Here is a 20,543-nt window from a genome sequence, read left to right on the forward strand (position 1 = left end):
TTATTGAAAAAAATCTAATTTTATAGTCCTAAATTCTACAATCTAATTTGTACATTTGCAGCACTCAAAAAAATATACAAAGACTACGGTATTGAACGCTGCAAAAAATACATTTTCAATAAAATCAATATTTCTGGATTTCAAAGAGATTACTAAGGCTGGTTTGGCTATTAGTGTTTTGTTCTCTTCGATAGCAGGATATTTGTTAGGGGTTAATGACGAACATCCATTTAAATGGAGTGTCTTGATTATTTTGGCAATTGGCGGATACTGTATGGTTGGAGCATCAAATGCTTATAATCAGGTCATCGAAAAAGATATCGATTCATTAATGGATCGAACAAAAAATCGTCCGGTTGCTTCTGGCCGTATGTCAAAAGTAACGGCCTTAATAGTGGCAAGTCTGCTTACTATTATTGGTATTGTTCTTTTATACACAATCAACGCAAAGTCGGCAATGTTTGCTGCAATTTCAATATTTTTATATACGAGCATATATACTCCTTTAAAAACCGTAACTTCATTGTCGGTTTTTGTTGGTGCCTTTCCGGGGGCAATTCCTTTCATGTTAGGGTGGGTTGCAGCAACAGGAGAGTTTGGTATCGAAGCCGGAACGCTTTTTTTAATTCAGTTTTTCTGGCAGTTTCCACATTTTTGGTCAATTGGCTGGTTTTTATATGACGATTATGCAAAGGCAGGAATCTTTATGCTTCCAACCGGAAAAAAAGATAGGAAAACTGCTTTGCAGGTTATTTTATATACGATTTGGTTAATAATAGCTTCACTGTTACCTGCTTTAGGATATACAGGACAGTTGTTTATTTCTCCGGTCGCAGCAGTTTTAGTGTTTTTATTAGGTTTATGGATGCTGTTTTACGCAGTTCGTTTGTATCAATTACGAACACCAAAAGCCGCCAGAACATTAATGTTAGTGAGTGTATCGTACATTTCATTACTGCAGATTGTGTTTATAGTAGATAAATTTTTAAGATAGTTATGGAAATGACATTAACAACAAGTGAAGAGCAGGTACAAAAATCAAAGTCGGCAAAGCTGATTTTGTTGTTTGCAATGGTTAGTATGACCATGATGTTTGCTGGACTTACAAGTGCATTTGTGGTAAGTAAATCAAGAGCAGACTGGTTGCAGAATTTTCAAATACCAATTGCATTTTATTTTAGTACAGTTGTAATAATTGGTTGCAGTATAACTTTTTTTCTGGCCAAAAAAGCAATAGAAAAAGACAATAGAACTGTAGCTGCAACGTTTCTTTTAGGAACATTGGTTTTAGGTGTTTTATTTGTGATTTTGCAATTTGCAGGATTTGGACAAATTATAGAAAGCGGTTATTATATGACAGGACAAGGTAGCTCAATTACTACAACTTTCCTTTATGTAATTGCACTAATGCACTTATTACACTTAGCGGGCGGGCTAATTTCACTTTTAATTATAATTTATAATCATTTTAAACAAAAATACAATTCGACTCAAACTCTTGGAATAGAACTAGGTGCGATGTATTGGCACTTTTTGGATTTATTATGGGTATTATTATTTTTATTTTTATATTTCTTTAAATAAGAAAAAAACGTAAATTTGGGAACTTTTTAACGAATATCTTTTATGGAAGCGACAGTTACTACTGCAAATAACGACGAAAAAACTTGGGGAGGCGGTCATGAAATCCAGCCGTTAGGATCAAGTTATGGTAAAATGATGATGTGGTTTTTTATCGTATCGGATGCCTTAACATTTTCTGGATTCTTAGGTGCTTATGGTTTTTCTAGATTTAAATTTATTGAAACTTGGCCATTGGCTGATGAAGTGTTTACTCACTTTCCTTTTATGCATGGCGTTTCGGCTCCAATGTATTATGTAGCCTTAATGACTTTTATCTTGATTTTCTCATCTGTAACAATGGTTTTGGCTGTTGATGCAGGTCATCAATTAAAAAAGTCGAAAGTTGCTGTTTACATGTTCTTAACTATTATTGGAGGTTTTATCTTCGTGGGCTCTCAGGCTTGGGAATGGAAAAACTTCATTAAAGGAGAATATGGTGCAGTTGAAACACATGGCGGAAGCTTATTGCAGTTTGTTAAAGCTGATGGAACAAGAGTTGCTCTTGCAGATTTCGCAGTAAAATTACCGGAACAAAGAGAAGCTTTAACAAGAAGCAAGACATCTTGGTTCATGGAAGATGCAGCATCATTGCCAACCTACACTGTAGCAGAAATTCAGGCAGGATTTAAAGCACATCCAGATGTATTAGTAAGAACTGAAACACTTACTAAAGATAAAAAGAAAACAGTTTTGTCTAGACAAGAGTCAGAAACTCGTTTAGCTGAGGCAAAATATGTAGTAGAAGGGGCAAACTTAATAAGAAACGAATACGGTAATAAATTATTTGCTGACTTCTTTTTCTTTATCACAGGATTCCACGGATTCCACGTATTTTCTGGAGTTATCATTAATATCATTATTTTCTTTAATGTATTATTAGGTACTTATGAAAAAAGAAGAAGCTACGAAATGGTAGAGAAAGTTGGTTTATACTGGCACTTTGTAGATTTAGTTTGGGTATTTGTATTTACAGTTTTCTACTTAGTTTAATTTTAGATTTTAATTATTATGTCACACGAACACGTATCAAATACAAAAAGAATCTGGTTTGTTTTTGGATTACTATCATTAGTAACTACAGTAGAGGTTATTCTTGGTATCTTAAAACCAGCATCATTAGAATTTAATCATTTTATCGGTTTGAATTTATTGAACTGGATATTTTATATCTTAACAATATTCAAAGCTTACTATATTGTATGGGCATTCATGCACATGGAAGGTGAAAAAAGCAGCCTTAGATGGTCTGTTGTATCACCAGTTATTTTCCTGGTATTATATTTATTGTTCATCCTGTTAACAGAAGGACACTATATTTATGGGGTTTTTAAAGATTCTACCATTAAATGGAATTTTTAACATGATATTAATTCGAAAAGAAGCTCCGTTTAACGGAGCTTTTTTTATTTTTGTACCTCATTAACTTCCGTTAAAACAATGAAAAAAAATATAGTTCTTTTTGTGCTTTTTGTTTTACCAATTGTAGCCTATTTGTTTTTTGCTTCAGGTGTAAATAGTTTTACAAAACTTCCCATAATCACTCCAAAAATTGCCGACTTTGGAAACTGGAAATCTCTCGACGGCAAAAAAGTTTCTCTTGATAAAAAAATTACGGTTTTAGGTTTTTCCGGATCAGATATTTTAAACAGCAGGGGAAACTACTTTAATCTTAATGAAAAAATTTACAAGCGTTACCATGGTTTCGAAGATCTTCAGTTTGTAGTAATCTGCCCGCTTGGTTCAGAAAAAGAAGCTCAAAAGCTTGTTGATGCTCTTAAGCCTTTTACCGATGTTTCGGGGTGGAATTTTGTTTTTGCTTCAACAGATGAAATACAGGCATTTTACAATCAGCTTCAGCTTAAAGGAAAGCTGAATGATAAATTGGGAACATCAAATGTTTTCATAGTAGACAAAGAAAGAAATTTAAGAGGACGTAAAGGCAGTGATAAAGAGAAGAAAGAGGAATACAAAGAAGGTTACGACACTTTTCATCCATCTGAACTGAGCAATGAAATGCTGGATGATTTTAAAATTATCTTATATGAGTATCGTGCTGCTCTTAAAAAGAATCATAATGCCACAAAACAACTTTAAACTTACTTATAATGTTCAAAAATAAATCTTACATAGGTATTTCGTTTATTATTTTGATTTTCGGAATTTATGCAGTGCCAAAAATTGTTGACAGAATTAAAAATGATAGCGTTGTAAAAGGAGATCGTTTAGATAATGTAGGTTCTAAAAGTTCTAAAGATGCTAAATTATTAACGATTGGTCCGGCTCCAAAATTTGAATTGACAAATCAGGACAACGTTAAAATATCTAATGAAACCTACAAAGGAAAAGTGTATGTTTTAGAATTTTTCTTTACAACTTGCCCTTCAATCTGCCCAAAGATGAACATGAGTATGCTGGAAATCGAAAAAACGTTTTTTGGTAATCCAAACTTCGGAATTGTCTCTATTACAATTGATCCGGCTCATGATACACCACAGGTTTTAAAAGATCATGCAAAACTATTAGGCGTAAAATCTGCTTCATGGAATTTCCTGACTGGAGATAAAGCAACCATTATGGACTTGTCAAACAAAGGATTTAATTTGTATGCCGGAGAAAATTCAAAAGTAAGCGGCGGTTTCGAGCATTCTGGTTTATTTGCTTTAATTGATAAAGACGGAAACATTCGCTGCCGAAAAGATGAATTTGGAAACCCAAACATCTACTACGATGGTTTAGATAAAAAAGGAGTTAGAGATATTCAACAAGACATTAAAATACTATTAGAAGAATAAAAATGGAAGATCATTCATTAGAAAAAAAATACAATAAATACATCGTTGCGGTTTCAATTATTATCCCGGTTGTTGTGGCAATCCTTTTCGGAATCAAATTAAAAGATTTTGGCATTAACGTTGAGCCACTTTCATTTTTACCTCCCATTTATGCTACTACAAATGGAATTACGGCTATTGTTTTAGTTTGGGCTGTTATTGCTGTTAAAAACGGAAAACTTAAATTACACGAACGATTAATGACTTTTGCTATAGCATTGTCTGTAGCGTTTTTAGTAATGTATGTTGCGTATCATATGACTTCAGATTCGACAAAGTTTGGAGGCGAGGGAATTATACGTTATGTATATTTCTTTATTTTATTAACTCACATTTTATTGTCTATCGCAATCATTCCGTTAGTATTGATTACGTATGTAAGAGCACTTGCACAAAGATTTGACAGACATAAAAAAATAGCTAAAATTACTTTTCCGCTTTGGTTATACGTGGCGGTTACAGGAGTTGTAGTTTATTTAATGATTTCTCCTTACTATGTATACTAAAAATAAAATATCAACTTTTAAAACTTCAAATTCCAGATTGAAAAAAATGGTTTTTGGAATTTGTATTTTCTTAATTGGAATTTCAGCAAATGCTCAATGTGCCATGTGTCGCGCAGCACTTGCAGGAGATTCGAACATCAAAAAAGCTGAAGCTGTAAATGACGGAATCGTTTTTTTAATGATAGTTCCGTATTTACTGGTAGCCATAATTGGGTATCTAATTTATAGAATGTACCAATCGAAAAAGAAAAAGGCAGAATAATTATTCTGCCTTTTTTTTATTTTAATCCGTTTACGGAAACATTCACAGTACCGTTTATTTTAATGAAGGCTATAATCGCCTGATTTGTTAACTGAATTTTGTCAAACTGAATATCTTCCATTTTTCCGTTTACAAAAACTCCAGGCATTGGTGAATAGTTTTTAAGATAGGCTGCCATACTTTTTTTGCCTTCTTCTAAATTCGGCTGAATAGAATAACGACAGCTTTCTTCCATCTTTTTTAAAACATACCCTTGGGCAAGCCAGTTTGCAGTTCGCATTAATCTGCTTTTGGTGTCCAGAACATAATCCAGTTTGTCAAAATAAATTTCTTTTGTCTGCGCATTATATTGTGGAATTCCGTTTAAATAAAGTGTTCCGTTTATCGATCCTAATATATCAAGCGCAATAATCATCTTGCCGTTTTTATGCCAGATTGATACGTTTTTTACCGTAACTTTTTTGCTTCCTGAACCAAATTCCTGTCCTGCAAAATTAGTAGTCATAATTTTTGAAGCATCAACATAACTCGAAATTGCAGCAATATTGGCTGAAATCTGATTCGGGATTTTGCTAACCGGTTTCAAAACAATCTTATTGGCATTGAACTTAGATTCTGGCTGCTTGCCTACAATAGTTTCCATATTGCATTTCATGCCCATTTCTAGTAAAAATGAATCTTTTTTAAGCTTTGCATTAGTAGAATAAATTTCAACAGGAACAATTCTCAGCCAGCTTTCATAAGTGTCACTCATTTGAATTGGTGTACAGATTTTTTCTAAAGCTGATAAAACATTCGGTTTAAAATCCATTGACTTTTCGATTGCGTCATCAATTGTATGTTCGAGTTTCGATTTAAAAATAGAAATCGCCGGATTGATCAAATAAGTAATCGGCATATTTTTTCCAAATACCGTCATCGTTGGGCTTTCGTTCCAGTCTAAAGATTTGAATTCTGTTTTAGTATTTAGTTTCCAGTTTGTCAAAGCGACTTCGCTGGATAATGTAATAGTTCCGTTTAAGTTGAACTCGCGGGTATCATAAAATTCTACGCCAAGTTTTTTAGTTCCAATGCGATATTTAATATTGGCTTTTAATGGCAGGATAGTTTTGATTTTTTTATCTGGATTGGCCGGATCATTTAGGATTTTTATCGGCGCTTGCTTCCAGATTTTTATCTGGATATCGTCATCTTCAATATCATTGTCTTCATAAATTAATCCATTTAAGATTGAATTTGTTTGATTTTCAATGTCTTTTAGTTTAACTGTAATAGGCAGATTGATAAAAGATGGACTTGCGTCATAAACCAGCGGACTAGCATCATCTGGTTCTGGTTTTAGTGTTTCTATTTTTTGAGTTGATGAACAGCTAAAAAATAGCGCAGTTACTGCAAACACTGAGATTTTCGGAAAAAACTTCATAGTTAATGCTTTTTTTAAGTGAAGCAAAAGTAATAAAACAATTAAATTATCTTGTTAAAGTGTAACATTTGATAATAAGTACCGTCTTATTTAAAAAGACTATGATAAAAAGTATTAACGTTTCGTTATCATAATTTACTTATAAAAAATATTATTATTGTTTTAAAAATTTAACAATACCATGATCGAAATCAAAGATTTACATAAATCCTATAAAATGGGTAGTTCGGAGTTGCATGTGTTGAAAGGGATAAATTTTAATATTGCAGAAGGAGAATTAGTAGCCATTATGGGATCATCCGGATCTGGAAAATCGACTCTTCTTAATATCTTAGGAATTCTTGATGAAGCTGATTCTGGTAGTTATATTTTAGACAAAACTCCAATTAAAAAATTAAACGAAACTTTAGCTTCAAAATACAGAAACAAGTTTTTGGGTTTCGTTTTTCAGTCTTTTAATCTAATAAATTACAAATCTGCGCTGGATAACGTGGCTATGCCTTTATACTATCAAGGTGTTAAAAGAAAAGAACGTTATGATATTGCAATGAAATATCTTGAAAAAGTAGGTTTGGGATCTCATTCTCATCACTTGCCAAATGAGCTTTCAGGAGGGCAGAAACAACGTGTGGCAATTGCAAGAGCATTGGCATCGAACCCAAAAGTTTTATTGGCAGACGAACCTACAGGTGCTTTAGATACTAAAACTTCTTATGAAGTGATGGAGCTTATCCAGGGAATTAATGACGAAGGAAAAACGATTTTGATCGTTACACACGAACCTGATATTGCCGCAATGTGCAAAAGAAATGTGGTCCTGAAAGACGGATTAATTATTGACGATAAATTAGTAGAACAAGTTAGAGCTTCATCTTATGTTTAATATCGAGCGTTGGCAGGAAATATTTGAGGCAATTTCCAAAAATAGACTCCGCACATTTCTGACAGGAATTTCGGTGGCATCGGGGATTTTTATTTTAGTGATTTTGCTTGGAGCAGGTAAAGGGCTTCAAAATGGTATTGAAAAACAATTTGAGCGCGATGCGGCCGGAATTATCGAAGTATGGTCTGGTGTTACGACAAAAGAATATAAAGGACTGAATCCTGGAAGACAAATCCAGTTTCGAAATAGTGATTATAATCAGTCTACTCAAAAGTTTGAAGATAAATTAGATTTAAGAGCTTCTACACAAAATTATTGGGGACAGGCTTTTTCGTATGGAAAAGAATCGGGAAGTTATCAGTTTAGAGGCGTAGATCCTGATTATGGAGGCATTGAAAACCTAACAATAGTTCAGGGACGTTATGTAAATAGTAAAGATTTACAGAATAACGAAAAAGTCGCTGTTATTGGAATGAAATTAAAAAACGATTTGCTAAAGGATAAGGAGGCCATAGGTGAAGAAATTTTAATTAACAATATTAGTTTTAAAGTAATCGGTGTTTTTACAGATCCGGGAGGAGAAAGAGAAGAAACCAGAGCATACCTGCCTTTAACTACGGTTCAAAGAACTTTTGGAGGCGGAGATAAAATCAGTAATTTGTTTTTTACTTTAAAAAAGACAAGTAATTATGATGAAGCTTTAGCACAATCAGAAAAATTTACCAAAGATCTAAAAGACCTGTTAAAAAGTAAAAACGTTGTGGCTCCGGAGGATGATGGAGGAGTTGGTGTTTATAATTCGGTTAAAGATGCCAAACAGTTTTATGATTTAAATCTTTACATCCGATTGTTTTTTTGGTGGGTTGGTATTTTTACCATTATTGCCGGTGTAGTTGGGGTAAGTAATATTATGCTGATTATTGTAAAAGAAAGAACAAAAGAAATTGGAATAAGAAAAGCGTTAGGAGCTTCTCCGTTTTCGATTATTTCCATGATACTTCATGAATCGATATTTATTACCACTATTGCTGGATTTACAGGACTTTTAGGAAGTTTGTTATTGTTGGAATTTGTAGGGCCGATGGTTCAGAGTGAATATTTTAGAAATCCGGAAGTAGACTTCAGCGTGGCTTTAACAACGTTGTTTTTACTTGTGTTTGCAGGAGCCTTGGCAGGATTTTTCCCGGCATACAGAGCAGCCAAAATCAAACCTATTGTAGCACTTAGAGACGAATAATTATGTTTAAAAAAGATAATTGGGACGAAATTATACAGGCCTTAACGGCTAACCCATTCAGAACAATTCTGACGGCTTTTGGTGTTTTTTGGGGAATTTTTATTTTGGTAATCCTTCTCGCAGCCAGTAATGGTTTAGAAAACGGTATTAAAAAAGGATTTGACGGAATTGCGACTAACACCATGTTTATGTGGAGTCAGACCACATCAAAAGCTTATAAGGGACTTCCTAAAACCCGTCGTTATGATTTTAGAAACAGCGATGTTGCAGCTTTAAAAGCAGCGCTTCCAGATTTATTATATGTTTCGCCAAGAAATCAATTAGGTGATTTTAACGGAACAAATAATGTAGTTCGAGGCACAAAAACTTCTGCCTTTACTATTTATGGGGATTATCCGGAACTGATTAAGCAGCAGCCGATGGATATTATAAAAGGACGTTTTGTAAATCAACAGGATATTCTGGAGAAAAGAAAAATTGCGGTAATTGGTAAAGGGGTTATCAGTGAACTTTATGGAAAAGAAGAAGAAGCGGTTGGATCTTATATTAAAATAAACGGCATAAATTTCATGGTTGTAGGGGTTTATAAATCCAAACAGCAAGGCGGAAATGCAGAGCAGGAACAGAAAAATATTTTTATTCCGTTTACCACTTTTCAACAGGCATTTAATTACGGAGATAAAGTAGGATGGATGGCTCTTACTGCAAAAGATGAAACTTCGATAACAGAGTTAAAACCGAAGATTTTAGAAATTATAAAAGCACTTCATTCTATAAATCCAACAGACGACAGAGCAGTTGGAAATTTCGACTTGTACGAGCAATTCAATAAAGTACAGAGCTTATTTAATATTCTAAAAATCATTGCTTACTTCGTTGGGACATTAGTTTTAATTTCTGGCGTAATTGGGATTTCAAATATTATGCTGATTGTAGTTAAAGAACGTACCAAAGAAATTGGAATAAGAAGAGCTTTAGGAGCAACTCCGGCGGCAATTCGAGGACAAATATTGTCTGAATCTATTTTTCTAACCATAATTTCCGGAATGCTGGGCATTGCCGTCGCAACGGGAATTATTGCAATTTTAAACATGGCTTTAGAGTCAATGCCGCAAGGAAATGACACCATGTTTGCCAATCCAAGTGTCGATTTAGGCGTTGTATTTATTGCCTTAATCATATTAGTAGGATCTGGTTTGCTGGCAGGATTTATTCCGGCGCAGACCGCAATTAATGTAAAGCCTGTAGATGCTTTACGAACAGAATAAAATTATCAATCAAAAAAAATAATCGATTAAACCGAAAACAAAATGAAAAAAGGAGTAACCGTAACCATTTTAATTTTAATTGCTGTAGTGTTTTTTGGCGCACTTTACTACTTGTATGCTAAGAATCAGGAATCACCAATTGTTTTTAAAACGGAGAAAGCAGAAATTAAAACAATAGTAAAAAATACAATTGCTACTGGTAATATTCAGCCTGATGAAGAGGTCCTAATCAAACCGAACATTTCAGGGATTATTGAAGAAGTTTATATCAAAGCCGGAGAGAAAATTAAAGCTGGAGATATGATTGCTAAAATTCGAGTGGTTGCAAACGTTTCTAATGTAAGCAGTACTCAGAATCAAGTTCAGACAGCTAAAATCGCTTTAGATAATCAAGAAAGGCTTTTTAAGAGACAAAAAACATTGTTTGAAAAAGATGTAATTTCAGCAAATGATTTTGATGCTGCTCAAGTTGCGTACACTCAGGCAAAACAAACTTACCTTGCAGCAAAACAAAGCTTGGATATTGTTAAAACAGGAACAACTACATCATTAGGAAATTATGCCAATACCTTAATTCGTTCTACAGTAAACGGAATGGTTTTACAGGTTCCGGTAAAAGTAGGAAATCAGGTTATTGAGAGTAATAACTTTAATGAAGGAACTACAATTGCAAGTGTTGCCGATGTTGGAAGAATGATTTTTATTGGGAAAATTGACGAATCGGAAGTAGGTAAAATCAAAGAAAAAATGCCAATTGAAATTACAGTTGGAGCGATCGAAAATAAAAAATTTGAAGCAGTTCTTACCGATATTGCACCAAAAGGTATTGTAGAAAACGGAGCAATTCAGTTTGAAATAAAAGCCAGACTAGAAAATAGAGATGAAACATTTATTAGAGCAGGTTTAAGTGCAAATGCATCTATTATTCTTGAAAAAGCCGACAAGATTTTGGCTATAAAAGAATCATTGGTACAATTTGACAAAAAAACTCAAAAACCTTATGTAGAAGTTGAAACTACGTCTCAGAAATTTGAGAGAAGAGATTTAATTTTGGGTGTAAGTGACGGAATTTACGTTCAGGTAAAAAGCGGGATCAAAAACACAGATAAAATTAAAATCTGGAATCAGGGTTTGATCGATGAAAAAGAGAAAAAATAATTTGAAATTATAAAAGAGTTTTTGGGTTTAAAAAATGTTAAATTTGCGTAGTAGGGTTACTGCGCCATCATTCGAAATATATGAAAATAAATAAATATAATAGTCTTGTTTTTGCCATCTTATTCGGTTTTGGATTATCAGGTCAGGCGCAAACAAAACAATGGACACTGGAAGAATGTGTGAGATACGCATTAGAAAACAACATTACGATTAAATTATCTGAGCTGGATGTAAAAACAGCAAATATTGATAAAAAAGGTGCATTAGGAAGTTATCTGCCAACAGTAAACGGAAATGCTTCACACTCTTGGAACATTGGTTTGAACGTTAACCCTGTTACCAATATTGCCACTACACAAACTACTCAGTATTCTTCATTAGGTGTAAATGCAAATGTTGATATTTACAAAGGGCTGCAAAATCAAAATGCTTACAGAAGAGCTTCTCTTTCGATTATAGCATCAAAATATCAATTGTTGAAAATGCAGGAAGATATTTCACTGAATGTTGCCAATGCTTTTCTTCAGATTTTGTCTAATAAAGAAGATTTAAAAGTTAAAAAAGAACAGTTAGCTATTGATGAAAAACGTTACACACGTTCTGAAGAAATGGTAAATGCAGGGACAATTCCGCGTGGTGATTTATTTGACCTAAAAGCAACTGTCGCCACAGATAAACAGAATATCACAGTTTCTGAAAATAATTTACTGATTTCAAAATTAAGTTTAGCACAGCTTTTACAATTAAAAGAGTTTGCTGATTTTGATGTAGTAGATGATACAAATGCAAAAGATGAAAACAATATCATGGCACAAACGCCAATTGATATTTACAATAAGGCAAAAGAAACCAGAACAGAGTTGAAATTAGCTCAGACGAATCTGGAAATTGCCGAAAAAAATGTTTCGATTGCAAAAGGAGCTTATCAGCCCACTTTAAGAGGTTTCTATTCTTTCAGTACAAGTGCAAGTTACAGTGACCGATTAATTGGGACAGATGCAGCAGGAAATCCAATTTTTGCTGGTCCTGATCCTGTTTTGACTCAATTTAGCGATAACAAAGGACATAATTTTGGTTTTCAATTAAGTGTGCCGATATTTAATGGTTTCTCTGCCAGAAATAATGTTGAAAGAAACAAGGTAAGTTTAGAGAAATCTAAAATAGATTTAGAACAAAAAAGTTTAGATTTGCAACGTAACGTTTATACGGCATTTACAGATGCAAAAGGAGCTTTAAACACCTATGAATCATCAACAGTTACTTTAGAAGCAAGACAGCAGGCATATAATTATGCTAAAGAAAAATATGATGTTGGTTTAATGAATTCATTTGATTTTACACAAGCACAAACTTTGTTGACAAATGCTCAATCTGACGTTATTAGAACGAAATACGATTACATGTTCAAAATTAAAATACTTGAATTCTATTTTGGAATTCCAATTGTTCCAATTATTACAAAATAATTTATTATGTCAAAAAAAACAGTTTACTTCTTAGTTGGCGGGGCGATAGTTATAATTGCTGCATTAGTAGGTCTTTCCAAATCAGGAGTAATAGGAAATAAAGAAGAAGGAAAAGAAGTTGAAATTTCAAAAGTAGTGGCTTCAACCATTGTCGAAACGGTTTCGGCAACTGGAAAAATACAACCGGAAATTGAAGTTAAAATTTCGCCAGAAGTCTCAGGAGAAATTATTTTGTTGAATGTAAAAGAAGGTCAGGTTGTAAAAAAAGGAGATTTATTGGTTAAAATAAATCCTGATTTATACACTTCAAGTTACAATCGTTCGGTTTCTAATTTATCAGGAACAAAAGCGGGTTTAACACAGTCTGAAGCGAGTTTTAAAGAAGCAAAAGCCAATTACGAAAGAAATAAAACCTTGTATGATAAAGGTGTTATTTCCAGATCAGATTGGGATAAAGCCATAGCTTCTTTTGAAGTAGCAAAAGCAACCAGACAAACATCTTATTACAATGTTCAAAGTGCTTCGGCATCTGTAAATGAAGCGAAAGACAATTTAGGGCGTACCACAATTTATGCTCCAGCCGATGGTACAATTTCAGTACTAAATGTAGAATTAGGAGAGCGTGTTTTAGGAACACAGCAAATGGCAGGAACTGAACTTTTAAGAGTAGCCAATCTTAATAATATGGAAGTTGAAGTGGATGTAAATGAAAATGATATCGTAAAAATTAAAATTGGAGACGAAGCAAATGTTGAAGTAGATGCTTATTTAAAAAAGAAATTTAAAGGTACAGTAACCAGTATTTCGAATTCTGCAAGTTCAACATTAACATCAGATCAGGTTACAAACTTTAAAGTAAAGGTTCGAATTTTAAAAGAATCGTATCAGGATTTATTAGAAGGAAAACCAAATACATATTCTCCTTTTAGACCTGGAATGACCGCTACAGTAGATATTATTACCACAACTAAAAACAATGTTTTGGCAGTGCCAATTAGTTCTGTAGTTGTAAAATCTGATACTGCAGCAGTTAAAGATTTTAAAGTTGAAGATCCAAACGAGAAAAAAGCAGCTCCAAAAAGCGATAAAAAATTCGAATGCGTTTTTGTGAAAGTAGGCGACAAGGCTAAAATCAGAGTTATTAAAACCGGAATTCAGGACGATACCAATATTGAAGTAATGTCGGGATTAAAATCTGGCGATGTGGTAATTACAGGACCTTACACAACCGTTTCTAAAGAGCTGAATTCTGGAGATAAAGTAAAACTTAAAAAAGCAGATGCTCCTAAAAAATAGATCAATAATATGATCATTGCATTACATGGAGTTCCGGCAGAAATGATTTTTAGCTTATTTGGCGCTTTTATTACTATCGTTATATATATGATATGGGTGCATTACAGCGTCTATAAAACAAAATATTATAATGATGAATTTAAATATTTTACAGTAGAGAAAAGACTGATTTTGTATTTAAGCTTTTTATTAGCAAATTTATTTGTGGCATTTCTGTTATTTTGGTTATTAACCTTTATTTTTGCAACTTTAATATTCCGATGATTTTTTAATAAAAAACACTTTACTACTTTGTCTTTTATCCTTAATATAGAAACAGCAACCAAAAATTGTTCAGTATCAATTGCAAAAAATGGCGAAACTATTCTTTGCAAAGAAATTGCTGAAGAAGGATATTCGCACGCCGAGAAACTTCATGTTTTTATTGAAGAAGTTATTGCAGAATCTGGCGTTTCAGTGCAGGATTTAAATGCAGTTGCTGTAAGTCAGGGCCCTGGATCTTATACAGGTTTACGAATTGGCGTTTCGGCAGCTAAAGGATTGTGTTACGCATTGAATATTCCTTTAATCGCTGTAGATACATTACAGACTTTGGCATCAAAGGCGAAAGTTTCTGACGGAAAAATTATCCCGATGATTGATGCCAGAAGAATGGAAGTTTACAGTGAAGTTTTTACTGCCAATTTAGAAGTTGAAAGAACAATTCAGGCAGAAATTATTACAGAAGATTCTTTTTCAGAATATAAAGAAACACTTTATTTTGTTGGCGATTGTGCCGAGAAATGCAAGCCGGTTTTAACTAAGGAAAACTTTGTGTTTTTAGAAGAAATCAAATATCCTTCGGCAAACGAAATGAGTAAAATCAGTTACGATAAGTATCAAAAAAGCGACACTGTAGATGTCGCTTATTTTGAACCTTATTATTTAAAAGATTTTATGATGACACTGCCTAAAAAGCAATAATCCATTTTTATTTTTGAAGCGTAAACGGCTGAACAGAAATTCCTGCTTGGTCTAATGCTGTTTTACAATTCTCTAAAGTTTCAGAAAAAACAGATCCGTAATTAGCATTTTTAGCCCACGGACGTACCGCAAAATCTACTGAACTCGCAGATAAATTTTTAACAAAAACTTCTGGAGCCGGATTTTGAAGCACCTTTGGATTTTTGGTTAAAACATCCAATAAAATATCTTTCGCTTTTTTAATATCCGAATCATAAGAAATTGAAAAAGTCAAATCAGCTCTTCTTTCTCCCTGCATCGAATAATTAATAATCGTGCCGTTTGACAATGCTCCATTTGGAACAAATACAGTTTGGTTGTTTCCAGTAAGCATTTTGGTAACGAAAATCTGAATTTCTACTACCGTTGCAATAACGCCTTGTGCTTCGATCGTATCGCCAACTTTAAAAGGCTTAAAAACGATAATCAGCATTCCTCCTGCAAAATTAGAAAGAGAACCTTGAAGAGATAAACCAACAGCAAGACCCATTGCACCCAAAATGGCTACGAATGAAGAAGTCTCGATTCCCAGATTAGAAATAAAAGTTACAAATAATAAAATTCGTAAAGCCCATAATAAAATATCAGCAAGAAATTTAGTTAAAGTTGGGTCCAGATTTCTCTTTACCATTATTTTTCTAATGATTCTGTTTATTAATTTTATGGCATATAAACCAACAAATAAAACCAGAAATGCCGAGATTAATTTTGGCGAATAATCAATTAAAAGATTGATGAATTTCGCAGCGTAATTGCTTAATTGTTCAGGATTGATGTACATTATTTTAAATAAAAAAACCTTCCCAATAGAGAAGGCGTATTGATTGCTGCAAATATAAAATAATTATCTGTTAATTTAGAAACTGCTTATTTTTCTGATTCTTCAGAATCAAAATCAGTTACGGCTTCTTCACTCACATCAACAACTGTTTCCGAGACAAGTTTATAATCAGGATTGGTATTTTCTGCTATTACTTCTTTTATAGAATCAAATACATCACTGATTAAATCCACGGCATTTTCTAGTATAGGTTCAGCGGCATCTTTAATTTCTTCGACAGTATTTTCTGCCTGGACAGCAAAATCGCTTGTTTTTTCTTTTGCAGACCCAAATAAATTGGTGAAAAATGAAGTTAGTCCCATGGTTTTGATTTGGTTGGTTTAGAATACAATATTAATTGTTTTTCCAGAATTACAATTGAATTTTGCAATAATTAATTGATAACGAATTTGTTTCGTATAATTTTTAACACACAGAGATATAGATTTTGAAACTCAAAAATTAAGCGTTCCATTTTTTAAAAACACATATAGTTTTGTCTATGTGTTAGTAAATTTAAGAATCCTGTATAAAAAAAGCGCCTCGATTGAGACGCTGCTTTCTGTATTGTATTAAAAATGGTTTTATGCATTCAAAGCTTCAACTTTAATAGCCTCGTCGTTCAGCATACTTTTAAGCATATTTTCGATACCGCTTTTTAAAGTAAATGTTGATGAAGGACAACCGCTGCAAGCACCTTGTAAAATAACTTTTACTGTTTTATCCTCCTCATTATAAGAATCAAAAGCAATATTTCCTCCATCAGCCGCAACTGCTGGTTTTACGTATTCTTCTAAAATGTTGATAATCTGCTGAGAAGTTACGTCTAACTTGTCAAAAGCTTCGTCTTTAGTTACATCATTTTTAGTAGTAGTCTGAATTAGATTTTCATCTAAAACAGTTCCTCCATTTTCGATGAATTGTTTAATGAATGTTCTTAATTCTAAAGTAATTTCCTGCCAGTCGTTGATTTCATATTTCGTTACAGAAATATAATTCTCATCAATAAATACTTCTTTTACATAAGGGAATTTGAATAATTCCTGCGCTAATGGAGAAGAAGCCGTTTGATCTATATTTTTGTACTCAACCGCATTTCTGGTTAACATTCTGCTCACCACAAATTTTAAAGCCGATGGATTTGGAGTTGTTTCTCCGTAAACCGTTATAGGCTGTTTTTTAGCTTTATTCTCGTCAATTTTTATTATGACACCGCCTTTATCTACATAGGCTGTAATTTGTTCTGCAACGGCATCCTTTACATCGTCCCACTCTACAATGCTGTATCTTTCGACTGCAATAAAATTTCCCGAAATATAAACTGTTTTTACAAACGGAAGGTAGAACAGCTGTTGTGCTAGAGGAGATGCTTGTGCTTCGTCAATGTTTTTGAATTCAAAGCTTTGATTTTGAGTGATAAAATCTTCAAACTCGAACTTTAATATCGTTGGATTTTGAGTTTCTTTTATAGTGATTTTTGTCATGGTAGTAATTTTTTGCAAATTTACTAAAGTTATTTTCTACTAATGGCTATATTTGATTTTTTAATAAAATAATTAAGACTCTTTTCAAATAATTCGTACGAAATTATTAAGAGAGCAAAATTTATTCAAACTAACTAACCATTATGAAATTAAAAATCAAGTTTTTATTTGTTTTTTTAATTGCTTCGTTCTTTACTTATTCTCAAGAAGGAATCCCTGTTTATTCGGATTACTTATCAGATAATTATTACTTAATTCATCCTTCGATGGCGGGTGCTGCGAATTGTGCAAAAATCAGATTAACAGCCAGAAAACAGTGGTTTGGCCAGGAAGATGCACCATCACTTCAAACTTTAAGTTTTAACGGAAGAATAGGCGAGAGATCTGGGGCGGGAATCATTGTTTTTAACGATAAAAATGGTTATCATTCAGAAAAAGGAGTTAAGCTTACTTACGCACATCATATTATGTTTTCCAGAGATGAACTCGATTTGAATCAGCTTTCGTTTGGTATTAGCGGCGGATTAATTCAGAGTCAGTTAAACGAGACAAAGTTTGGAAATGTTTTTGATCCCATTGTTTTTGGTTCGATTCAAAAAGATTCTTATTTCAATGTAGATATTGGGGCATCGTATAATTTCCTTGATTTTTATGCACACGCAACGGTTCAGGGCGTTCTTGAAACCAGAAGAGAGTTATACACAGATTATGAAAGCGATAATTTGAGAAAGTTTCTTTTTAGCGCCGGATATGTATTTGGGAAAAGAGATAAAATTACCTGGGAACCTTCCATTTTATTTCAATATTTTGATCAGACCAAACAAAAGTCGATCGACTTGAATTTAAAAGCTTATAAGAATATGGATTTTGGAAGCCTATGGGCAGCATTATCCTATAGAAGAAGTTTTGATGGCGCACAGTTTAATTCAGGTAGTAGTATTTCGTCTCAAAAATTGCAATATATTACGCCAATTATAGGTGTAAATTTTAAAAACTTTATGTTTGCCTATACGTATTCGCAAGTTACGGGAGATGTGAAATTTGATACTGGCGGTTATCACCAGATTACTTTAGGAATTGATTTATTTTGTAGAAAGGAACGTTACGACTGTAATTGTCCTGCAATTAATTAAAAATTTATTATGGTTATTAAATCTGTAAACGGAAAAGCACCTTCTATTCCAGAAGATTGTTATGTTGCTGAAAATGCTACAATTGTGGGTGATGTTTCATTTGGTGATTCTTGCAGCGTTTGGTTTAATGCTGTGGTTCGCGGCGATGTTCATTATATTAAAATAGGGAATAAAGTAAACATTCAGGATGGTGCCATAATTCATTGCACTTATCAAAAACACCCTACTGTTATAGGAAATAATGTATCAATTGGACATAATGCGATTGTACACGGATGTACGATTCACGACAATGTCTTAATTGGAATGGGCGCTATTGTAATGGATAATTGTATTGTCGAAAGTAATTCGATTATTGCTGCCGGAGCAGTTTTAACTCAAAATACTTTTGTTCCGTCAGGTACTATTTTTGCGGGCGTTCCTGCTAAAAAAGTAAAAGATATAGATCAATCTGACTTTGCAGGCGAAATCGAACGTATTTCGAACAATTATGTAATGTATTCAGGCTGGTTTAAAGACGAAGAATAAAAATATAACCTTCAAATAAAAAATTCCAAATTCCAATGAAGTATCAATACAATTGGAATTTGGAATTTATATTTTGGGAATTTTATAAACTACAGATTGATCTTTTCAAAGAAAGTATTCTTGTAGCTTTCACTTATCGGAATTCGTTTGTCGCTTATTAAAACTTTATTTTTCTGAATAGATTTTACATGTTTTATATTGATAATGTAAGACCTGTGAATTCTCGAAAAACCTTTGCTGGAAAGTAAGTTTTCCAGTTTTATTAAGCTGATTAAAGTCAGCGTAAATTTATTGTCTGTGGTGTATATTTTGACGTAATCTTTTAAACCTTCGATAAACAAAATATCCGAAAAATTCATTTTTACGTTTTCATATTCAGCTCTAACAAACATAAAATCCTGCTCAACTTCCGGAGCCGGAACATTTTCAGAAACAGCCTGAACCGGAGCAGCCGGATTACTGATCTGCTGCGCTCGAACAACTGATTTTAGAAAGCGATGAAACGGAATTGGTTTTACCAAATAATCAACAGCACCAAGATTAAAACCCTCTACAGCGTAATCAGAATAGGCTGTAGTGAAAATTACTAAAGGTTTTTTTTCTATTGTGTTTAAAAAATCAATTCCTGAGAAATGCGGCATCTGGATGTCCAGAAAAATCAAATCAATATTATTTTGATTGATAAATGAAACGGCATCAATAGCATTATTAAAAGTACTGACTAATTCTAGAGAATCGACTTTTTTGACAAAATCTTCTAGTAATTCAACTGCTAAAGGTTCGTCATCAATAATTACACATTTCATCTGTTGGAAATTAAGTTTTAAATTGTTTTTGGCAGTCAAAAGTAGTTTTAAACCAGTAAATTAAGTTTTAAAATTATCATAAAATACGGGTTAGTTCTAAAATTATCCGTTTACCGTAATGGTTTTGGTTAAAGTATATCCGTCAGTTAAATTTCCGGTCATTGCGGCCATCTCACTTGAAAGACTATCAGAGAAAACATTATCTCTTGTATTTAATGTATCGGCTTGACCATGAGCGGCGTAGTTTGTACTAGAATATACTTCGCTCGAAACGTTTTCAGGAAAAGCAATCTGCGTTACCAATAATGACGAACCGCTGCTGTTTAAAACTTCAACATGCACATGAGGCGCTCTGCCTTGATACCAGCCCGGATATATCGAAATAAACGAAACTTCGCCGCTGGCATTTGTAGTTTGTCTTCCTCTTAAAAAATGAACCGAAGTATAATCTGTCTGCTGCATTTGCGTACCGCCATATTCAGAATAATTCCCGTCTTTATCACAATGCCATACATCTACTAAAACATTTGAAAGAGGTGCACAATCATTGTTTTTGTTTTCAATTTTTAAATTGATAAGCAATGCAATACCCACACGGTCAGATTTTATATTCTCTAAAACCAGCTGACTTGGTGTTTTGATAGGAAAAGGACCTTTTGTCTCTGCAGGAGAAACAACACAGCTTTCGTCTTCGGAAGAATTTGCATCTGAATCATCATTGTCGCTTTTTGAGCAGGATTCTAACAGTTTAGAAGCACCCGCTAAGGCAGTAATGCCTAAAAGACCATTTCTAATAAATTTTTTTCTGTCCATAATC

General features: G+C 33.3%; 23 protein-coding genes. 17 read left to right on the forward strand and 6 right to left on the reverse strand.

The features are described 5' to 3' along the window. The first annotated feature begins 91 nt into the window (after positions 1-91). The 8 genes from cyoE (at position 92) to L1276_RS10925 (ending at position 5,222) form a co-directional block, all read left to right on the forward strand. Complete coding sequence (cyoE, locus tag L1276_RS10890; protein ID WP_253787642.1) at positions 92-994, forward strand: heme o synthase; 903 nt, start codon at positions 92-94, stop codon at positions 992-994. A gap of 2 nt (positions 995-996) precedes the next feature. Next, positions 997-1,584, forward strand: coding sequence for a cytochrome c oxidase subunit 3 (locus tag L1276_RS10895; protein WP_253787644.1), 588 nt, complete (start codon positions 997-999; stop codon positions 1,582-1,584). Positions 1,585-1,626: 42 nt separating this feature from the next. Next, positions 1,627-2,613: a cytochrome c oxidase subunit 3 gene (locus L1276_RS10900; protein ID WP_253787646.1), complete on the forward strand. Its 987-nt coding sequence runs from the start codon at positions 1,627-1,629 to the stop codon at positions 2,611-2,613. Positions 2,614-2,631: 18 nt separating this feature from the next. Next, complete coding sequence (locus L1276_RS10905) at positions 2,632-2,982, forward strand: cytochrome C oxidase subunit IV family protein (RefSeq protein ID WP_071636345.1); 351 nt, start codon at positions 2,632-2,634, stop codon at positions 2,980-2,982. Between the two features lie 78 nt (positions 2,983-3,060). After that, on the forward strand, positions 3,061-3,717 hold the full coding sequence (locus L1276_RS10910; protein WP_253787648.1) for a hypothetical protein: 657 nt from the start codon (positions 3,061-3,063) through the stop codon (positions 3,715-3,717). A gap of 11 nt (positions 3,718-3,728) precedes the next feature. After that, positions 3,729-4,415, forward strand: coding sequence for an SCO family protein (locus L1276_RS10915; protein WP_253787650.1), 687 nt, complete (start codon positions 3,729-3,731; stop codon positions 4,413-4,415). Between the two features lie 2 nt (positions 4,416-4,417). Next, entirely contained in the window at positions 4,418-4,960 is a 543-nt protein-coding gene (locus tag L1276_RS10920) for a DUF420 domain-containing protein (RefSeq protein WP_253787652.1), read from the forward strand. Then, positions 4,950-5,222, forward strand: coding sequence for a hypothetical protein (locus L1276_RS10925; protein WP_253787654.1), 273 nt, complete (start codon positions 4,950-4,952; stop codon positions 5,220-5,222). Before L1276_RS10920 ends, L1276_RS10925 begins: the two co-directional genes overlap by 11 nt. 16 nt (positions 5,223-5,238) lie before the next feature. Here L1276_RS10925 and L1276_RS10930 read toward each other — a convergent pair whose 3' ends face one another. Then, positions 5,239-6,645: a DUF4403 family protein gene (locus tag L1276_RS10930; protein ID WP_253787656.1), complete on the reverse strand. Its 1,407-nt coding sequence runs from the start codon at positions 6,643-6,645 to the stop codon at positions 5,239-5,241. A gap of 181 nt (positions 6,646-6,826) precedes the next feature. On the opposite strand from L1276_RS10930, the gene L1276_RS10935 reads away from it, so the two are divergent. The 7 genes from L1276_RS10935 to tsaB all read left to right on the forward strand — a co-directional run bounded on the left by L1276_RS10935 (position 6,827) and on the right by tsaB (position 14,916). After that, positions 6,827-7,528: an ABC transporter ATP-binding protein gene (locus tag L1276_RS10935; RefSeq protein WP_253787658.1), complete on the forward strand. Its 702-nt coding sequence runs from the start codon at positions 6,827-6,829 to the stop codon at positions 7,526-7,528. Continuing rightward, a complete protein-coding gene (locus tag L1276_RS10940; protein WP_253787660.1) occupies positions 7,521-8,765 on the forward strand; it encodes an ABC transporter permease in 1,245 nt (414 codons plus the stop codon). The genes L1276_RS10935 and L1276_RS10940 overlap by 8 nt, the downstream gene beginning before the upstream one ends. 2 nt (positions 8,766-8,767) lie before the next feature. Then, a complete protein-coding gene (locus L1276_RS10945; RefSeq protein ID WP_253787662.1) occupies positions 8,768-10,033 on the forward strand; it encodes an ABC transporter permease in 1,266 nt (421 codons plus the stop codon). A gap of 42 nt (positions 10,034-10,075) precedes the next feature. Next, entirely contained in the window at positions 10,076-11,191 is a 1,116-nt protein-coding gene (locus tag L1276_RS10950) for an efflux RND transporter periplasmic adaptor subunit (RefSeq protein ID WP_253787664.1), read from the forward strand. A gap of 80 nt (positions 11,192-11,271) precedes the next feature. After that, a complete protein-coding gene (locus L1276_RS10955; protein ID WP_253787666.1) occupies positions 11,272-12,657 on the forward strand; it encodes a TolC family protein in 1,386 nt (461 codons plus the stop codon). 6 nt (positions 12,658-12,663) lie between these two features. Beyond that, the gene (locus L1276_RS10960) at positions 12,664-13,953 is read left to right on the forward strand and encodes an efflux RND transporter periplasmic adaptor subunit (protein ID WP_253787668.1); all 1,290 of its coding nucleotides are present in this window, start codon (positions 12,664-12,666) and stop codon (positions 13,951-13,953) included. A gap of 291 nt (positions 13,954-14,244) precedes the next feature. Then, on the forward strand, positions 14,245-14,916 hold the full coding sequence (gene tsaB, locus L1276_RS10965; protein WP_253787670.1) for a tRNA (adenosine(37)-N6)-threonylcarbamoyltransferase complex dimerization subunit type 1 TsaB: 672 nt from the start codon (positions 14,245-14,247) through the stop codon (positions 14,914-14,916). Between the two features lie 7 nt (positions 14,917-14,923). On the opposite strand, the gene L1276_RS10970 is transcribed toward tsaB, so the two are convergent. The 3 genes from L1276_RS10970 to L1276_RS10980 form a co-directional block, all read right to left on the reverse strand. Beyond that, positions 14,924-15,736, reverse strand: coding sequence for a mechanosensitive ion channel family protein (locus tag L1276_RS10970; protein WP_253787672.1), 813 nt, complete (start codon positions 15,734-15,736; stop codon positions 14,924-14,926). 86 nt (positions 15,737-15,822) lie between these two features. Then, positions 15,823-16,098, reverse strand: a complete 276-nt coding sequence (locus L1276_RS10975) for a hypothetical protein (protein ID WP_253787673.1) — start codon at positions 16,096-16,098, stop codon at positions 15,823-15,825. A gap of 261 nt (positions 16,099-16,359) precedes the next feature. After that, entirely contained in the window at positions 16,360-17,259 is a 900-nt protein-coding gene (locus L1276_RS10980; RefSeq protein ID WP_253787675.1) for a NifU family protein, read from the reverse strand. A 143-nt stretch (positions 17,260-17,402) separates the two neighbouring features. On the opposite strand from L1276_RS10980, the gene L1276_RS10985 reads away from it, so the two are divergent. Continuing rightward, positions 17,403-18,392 (forward strand): type IX secretion system membrane protein PorP/SprF, encoded by a 990-nt coding sequence (locus L1276_RS10985; RefSeq protein WP_253787677.1) that lies wholly within the window; start codon positions 17,403-17,405, stop codon positions 18,390-18,392. A gap of 9 nt (positions 18,393-18,401) precedes the next feature. Further along, the gene (locus L1276_RS10990) at positions 18,402-18,920 is read left to right on the forward strand and encodes a gamma carbonic anhydrase family protein (RefSeq protein ID WP_253787679.1); all 519 of its coding nucleotides are present in this window, start codon (positions 18,402-18,404) and stop codon (positions 18,918-18,920) included. Between the two features lie 89 nt (positions 18,921-19,009). Here the strand turns inward: L1276_RS10990 and L1276_RS10995 are convergent, their stop codons facing one another. Beyond that, positions 19,010-19,726, reverse strand: a complete 717-nt coding sequence (locus L1276_RS10995; protein ID WP_253787681.1) for a LytTR family DNA-binding domain-containing protein — start codon at positions 19,724-19,726, stop codon at positions 19,010-19,012. Positions 19,727-19,828: 102 nt separating this feature from the next. Then, the gene (locus L1276_RS11000; RefSeq protein ID WP_253787683.1) at positions 19,829-20,539 is read right to left on the reverse strand and encodes an intradiol ring-cleavage dioxygenase; all 711 of its coding nucleotides are present in this window, start codon (positions 20,537-20,539) and stop codon (positions 19,829-19,831) included. Between the last annotated feature and the right edge of the window lie 4 nt (positions 20,540-20,543).

Source organism: Flavobacterium sp. HSC-32F16 (assembly GCF_024171645.1).
In the GTDB taxonomy this organism is placed as follows: Bacteria; Bacteroidota; Bacteroidia; order Flavobacteriales; family Flavobacteriaceae; genus Flavobacterium.

Excerpts from the sequence above, each read along its gene's own strand:
- L1276_RS10895 (WP_253787644.1), top strand. The coding sequence starts at position 997 with ATGGAAATGACATTAACAACAAGTGAAGAGCAGGTACAAAAATCAAAG.
- L1276_RS10900 (WP_253787646.1), top strand. The coding sequence starts at position 1,627 with ATGGAAGCGACAGTTACTACTGCAAATAACGACGAAAAAACTTGGGGA.
- L1276_RS10905 (WP_071636345.1), top strand. The coding sequence starts at position 2,632 with ATGTCACACGAACACGTATCAAATACAAAAAGAATCTGGTTTGTTTTT.
- L1276_RS10910 (WP_253787648.1), top strand. The coding sequence starts at position 3,061 with ATGAAAAAAAATATAGTTCTTTTTGTGCTTTTTGTTTTACCAATTGTA.
- L1276_RS10915 (WP_253787650.1), top strand. The coding sequence starts at position 3,729 with ATGTTCAAAAATAAATCTTACATAGGTATTTCGTTTATTATTTTGATT.
- L1276_RS10920 (WP_253787652.1), top strand. The coding sequence starts at position 4,418 with ATGGAAGATCATTCATTAGAAAAAAAATACAATAAATACATCGTTGCG.
- L1276_RS10925 (WP_253787654.1), top strand. The coding sequence starts at position 4,950 with ATGTATACTAAAAATAAAATATCAACTTTTAAAACTTCAAATTCCAGA.
- L1276_RS10930 (WP_253787656.1), bottom strand. The coding sequence starts at position 6,645 with ATGAAGTTTTTTCCGAAAATCTCAGTGTTTGCAGTAACTGCGCTATTT.
- L1276_RS10935 (WP_253787658.1), top strand. The coding sequence starts at position 6,827 with ATGATCGAAATCAAAGATTTACATAAATCCTATAAAATGGGTAGTTCG.
- L1276_RS10940 (WP_253787660.1), top strand. The coding sequence starts at position 7,521 with ATGTTTAATATCGAGCGTTGGCAGGAAATATTTGAGGCAATTTCCAAA.
- L1276_RS10945 (WP_253787662.1), top strand. The coding sequence starts at position 8,768 with ATGTTTAAAAAAGATAATTGGGACGAAATTATACAGGCCTTAACGGCT.
- L1276_RS10950 (WP_253787664.1), top strand. The coding sequence starts at position 10,076 with ATGAAAAAAGGAGTAACCGTAACCATTTTAATTTTAATTGCTGTAGTG.
- L1276_RS10955 (WP_253787666.1), top strand. The coding sequence starts at position 11,272 with ATGAAAATAAATAAATATAATAGTCTTGTTTTTGCCATCTTATTCGGT.
- L1276_RS10960 (WP_253787668.1), top strand. The coding sequence starts at position 12,664 with ATGTCAAAAAAAACAGTTTACTTCTTAGTTGGCGGGGCGATAGTTATA.
- L1276_RS10970 (WP_253787672.1), bottom strand. The coding sequence starts at position 15,736 with ATGTACATCAATCCTGAACAATTAAGCAATTACGCTGCGAAATTCATC.
- L1276_RS10975 (WP_253787673.1), bottom strand. The coding sequence starts at position 16,098 with ATGGGACTAACTTCATTTTTCACCAATTTATTTGGGTCTGCAAAAGAA.
- L1276_RS10980 (WP_253787675.1), bottom strand. The coding sequence starts at position 17,259 with ATGACAAAAATCACTATAAAAGAAACTCAAAATCCAACGATATTAAAG.
- L1276_RS10985 (WP_253787677.1), top strand. The coding sequence starts at position 17,403 with ATGAAATTAAAAATCAAGTTTTTATTTGTTTTTTTAATTGCTTCGTTC.
- L1276_RS10990 (WP_253787679.1), top strand. The coding sequence starts at position 18,402 with ATGGTTATTAAATCTGTAAACGGAAAAGCACCTTCTATTCCAGAAGAT.
- L1276_RS10995 (WP_253787681.1), bottom strand. The coding sequence starts at position 19,726 with ATGAAATGTGTAATTATTGATGACGAACCTTTAGCAGTTGAATTACTA.
- L1276_RS11000 (WP_253787683.1), bottom strand. The coding sequence starts at position 20,539 with ATGGACAGAAAAAAATTTATTAGAAATGGTCTTTTAGGCATTACTGCC.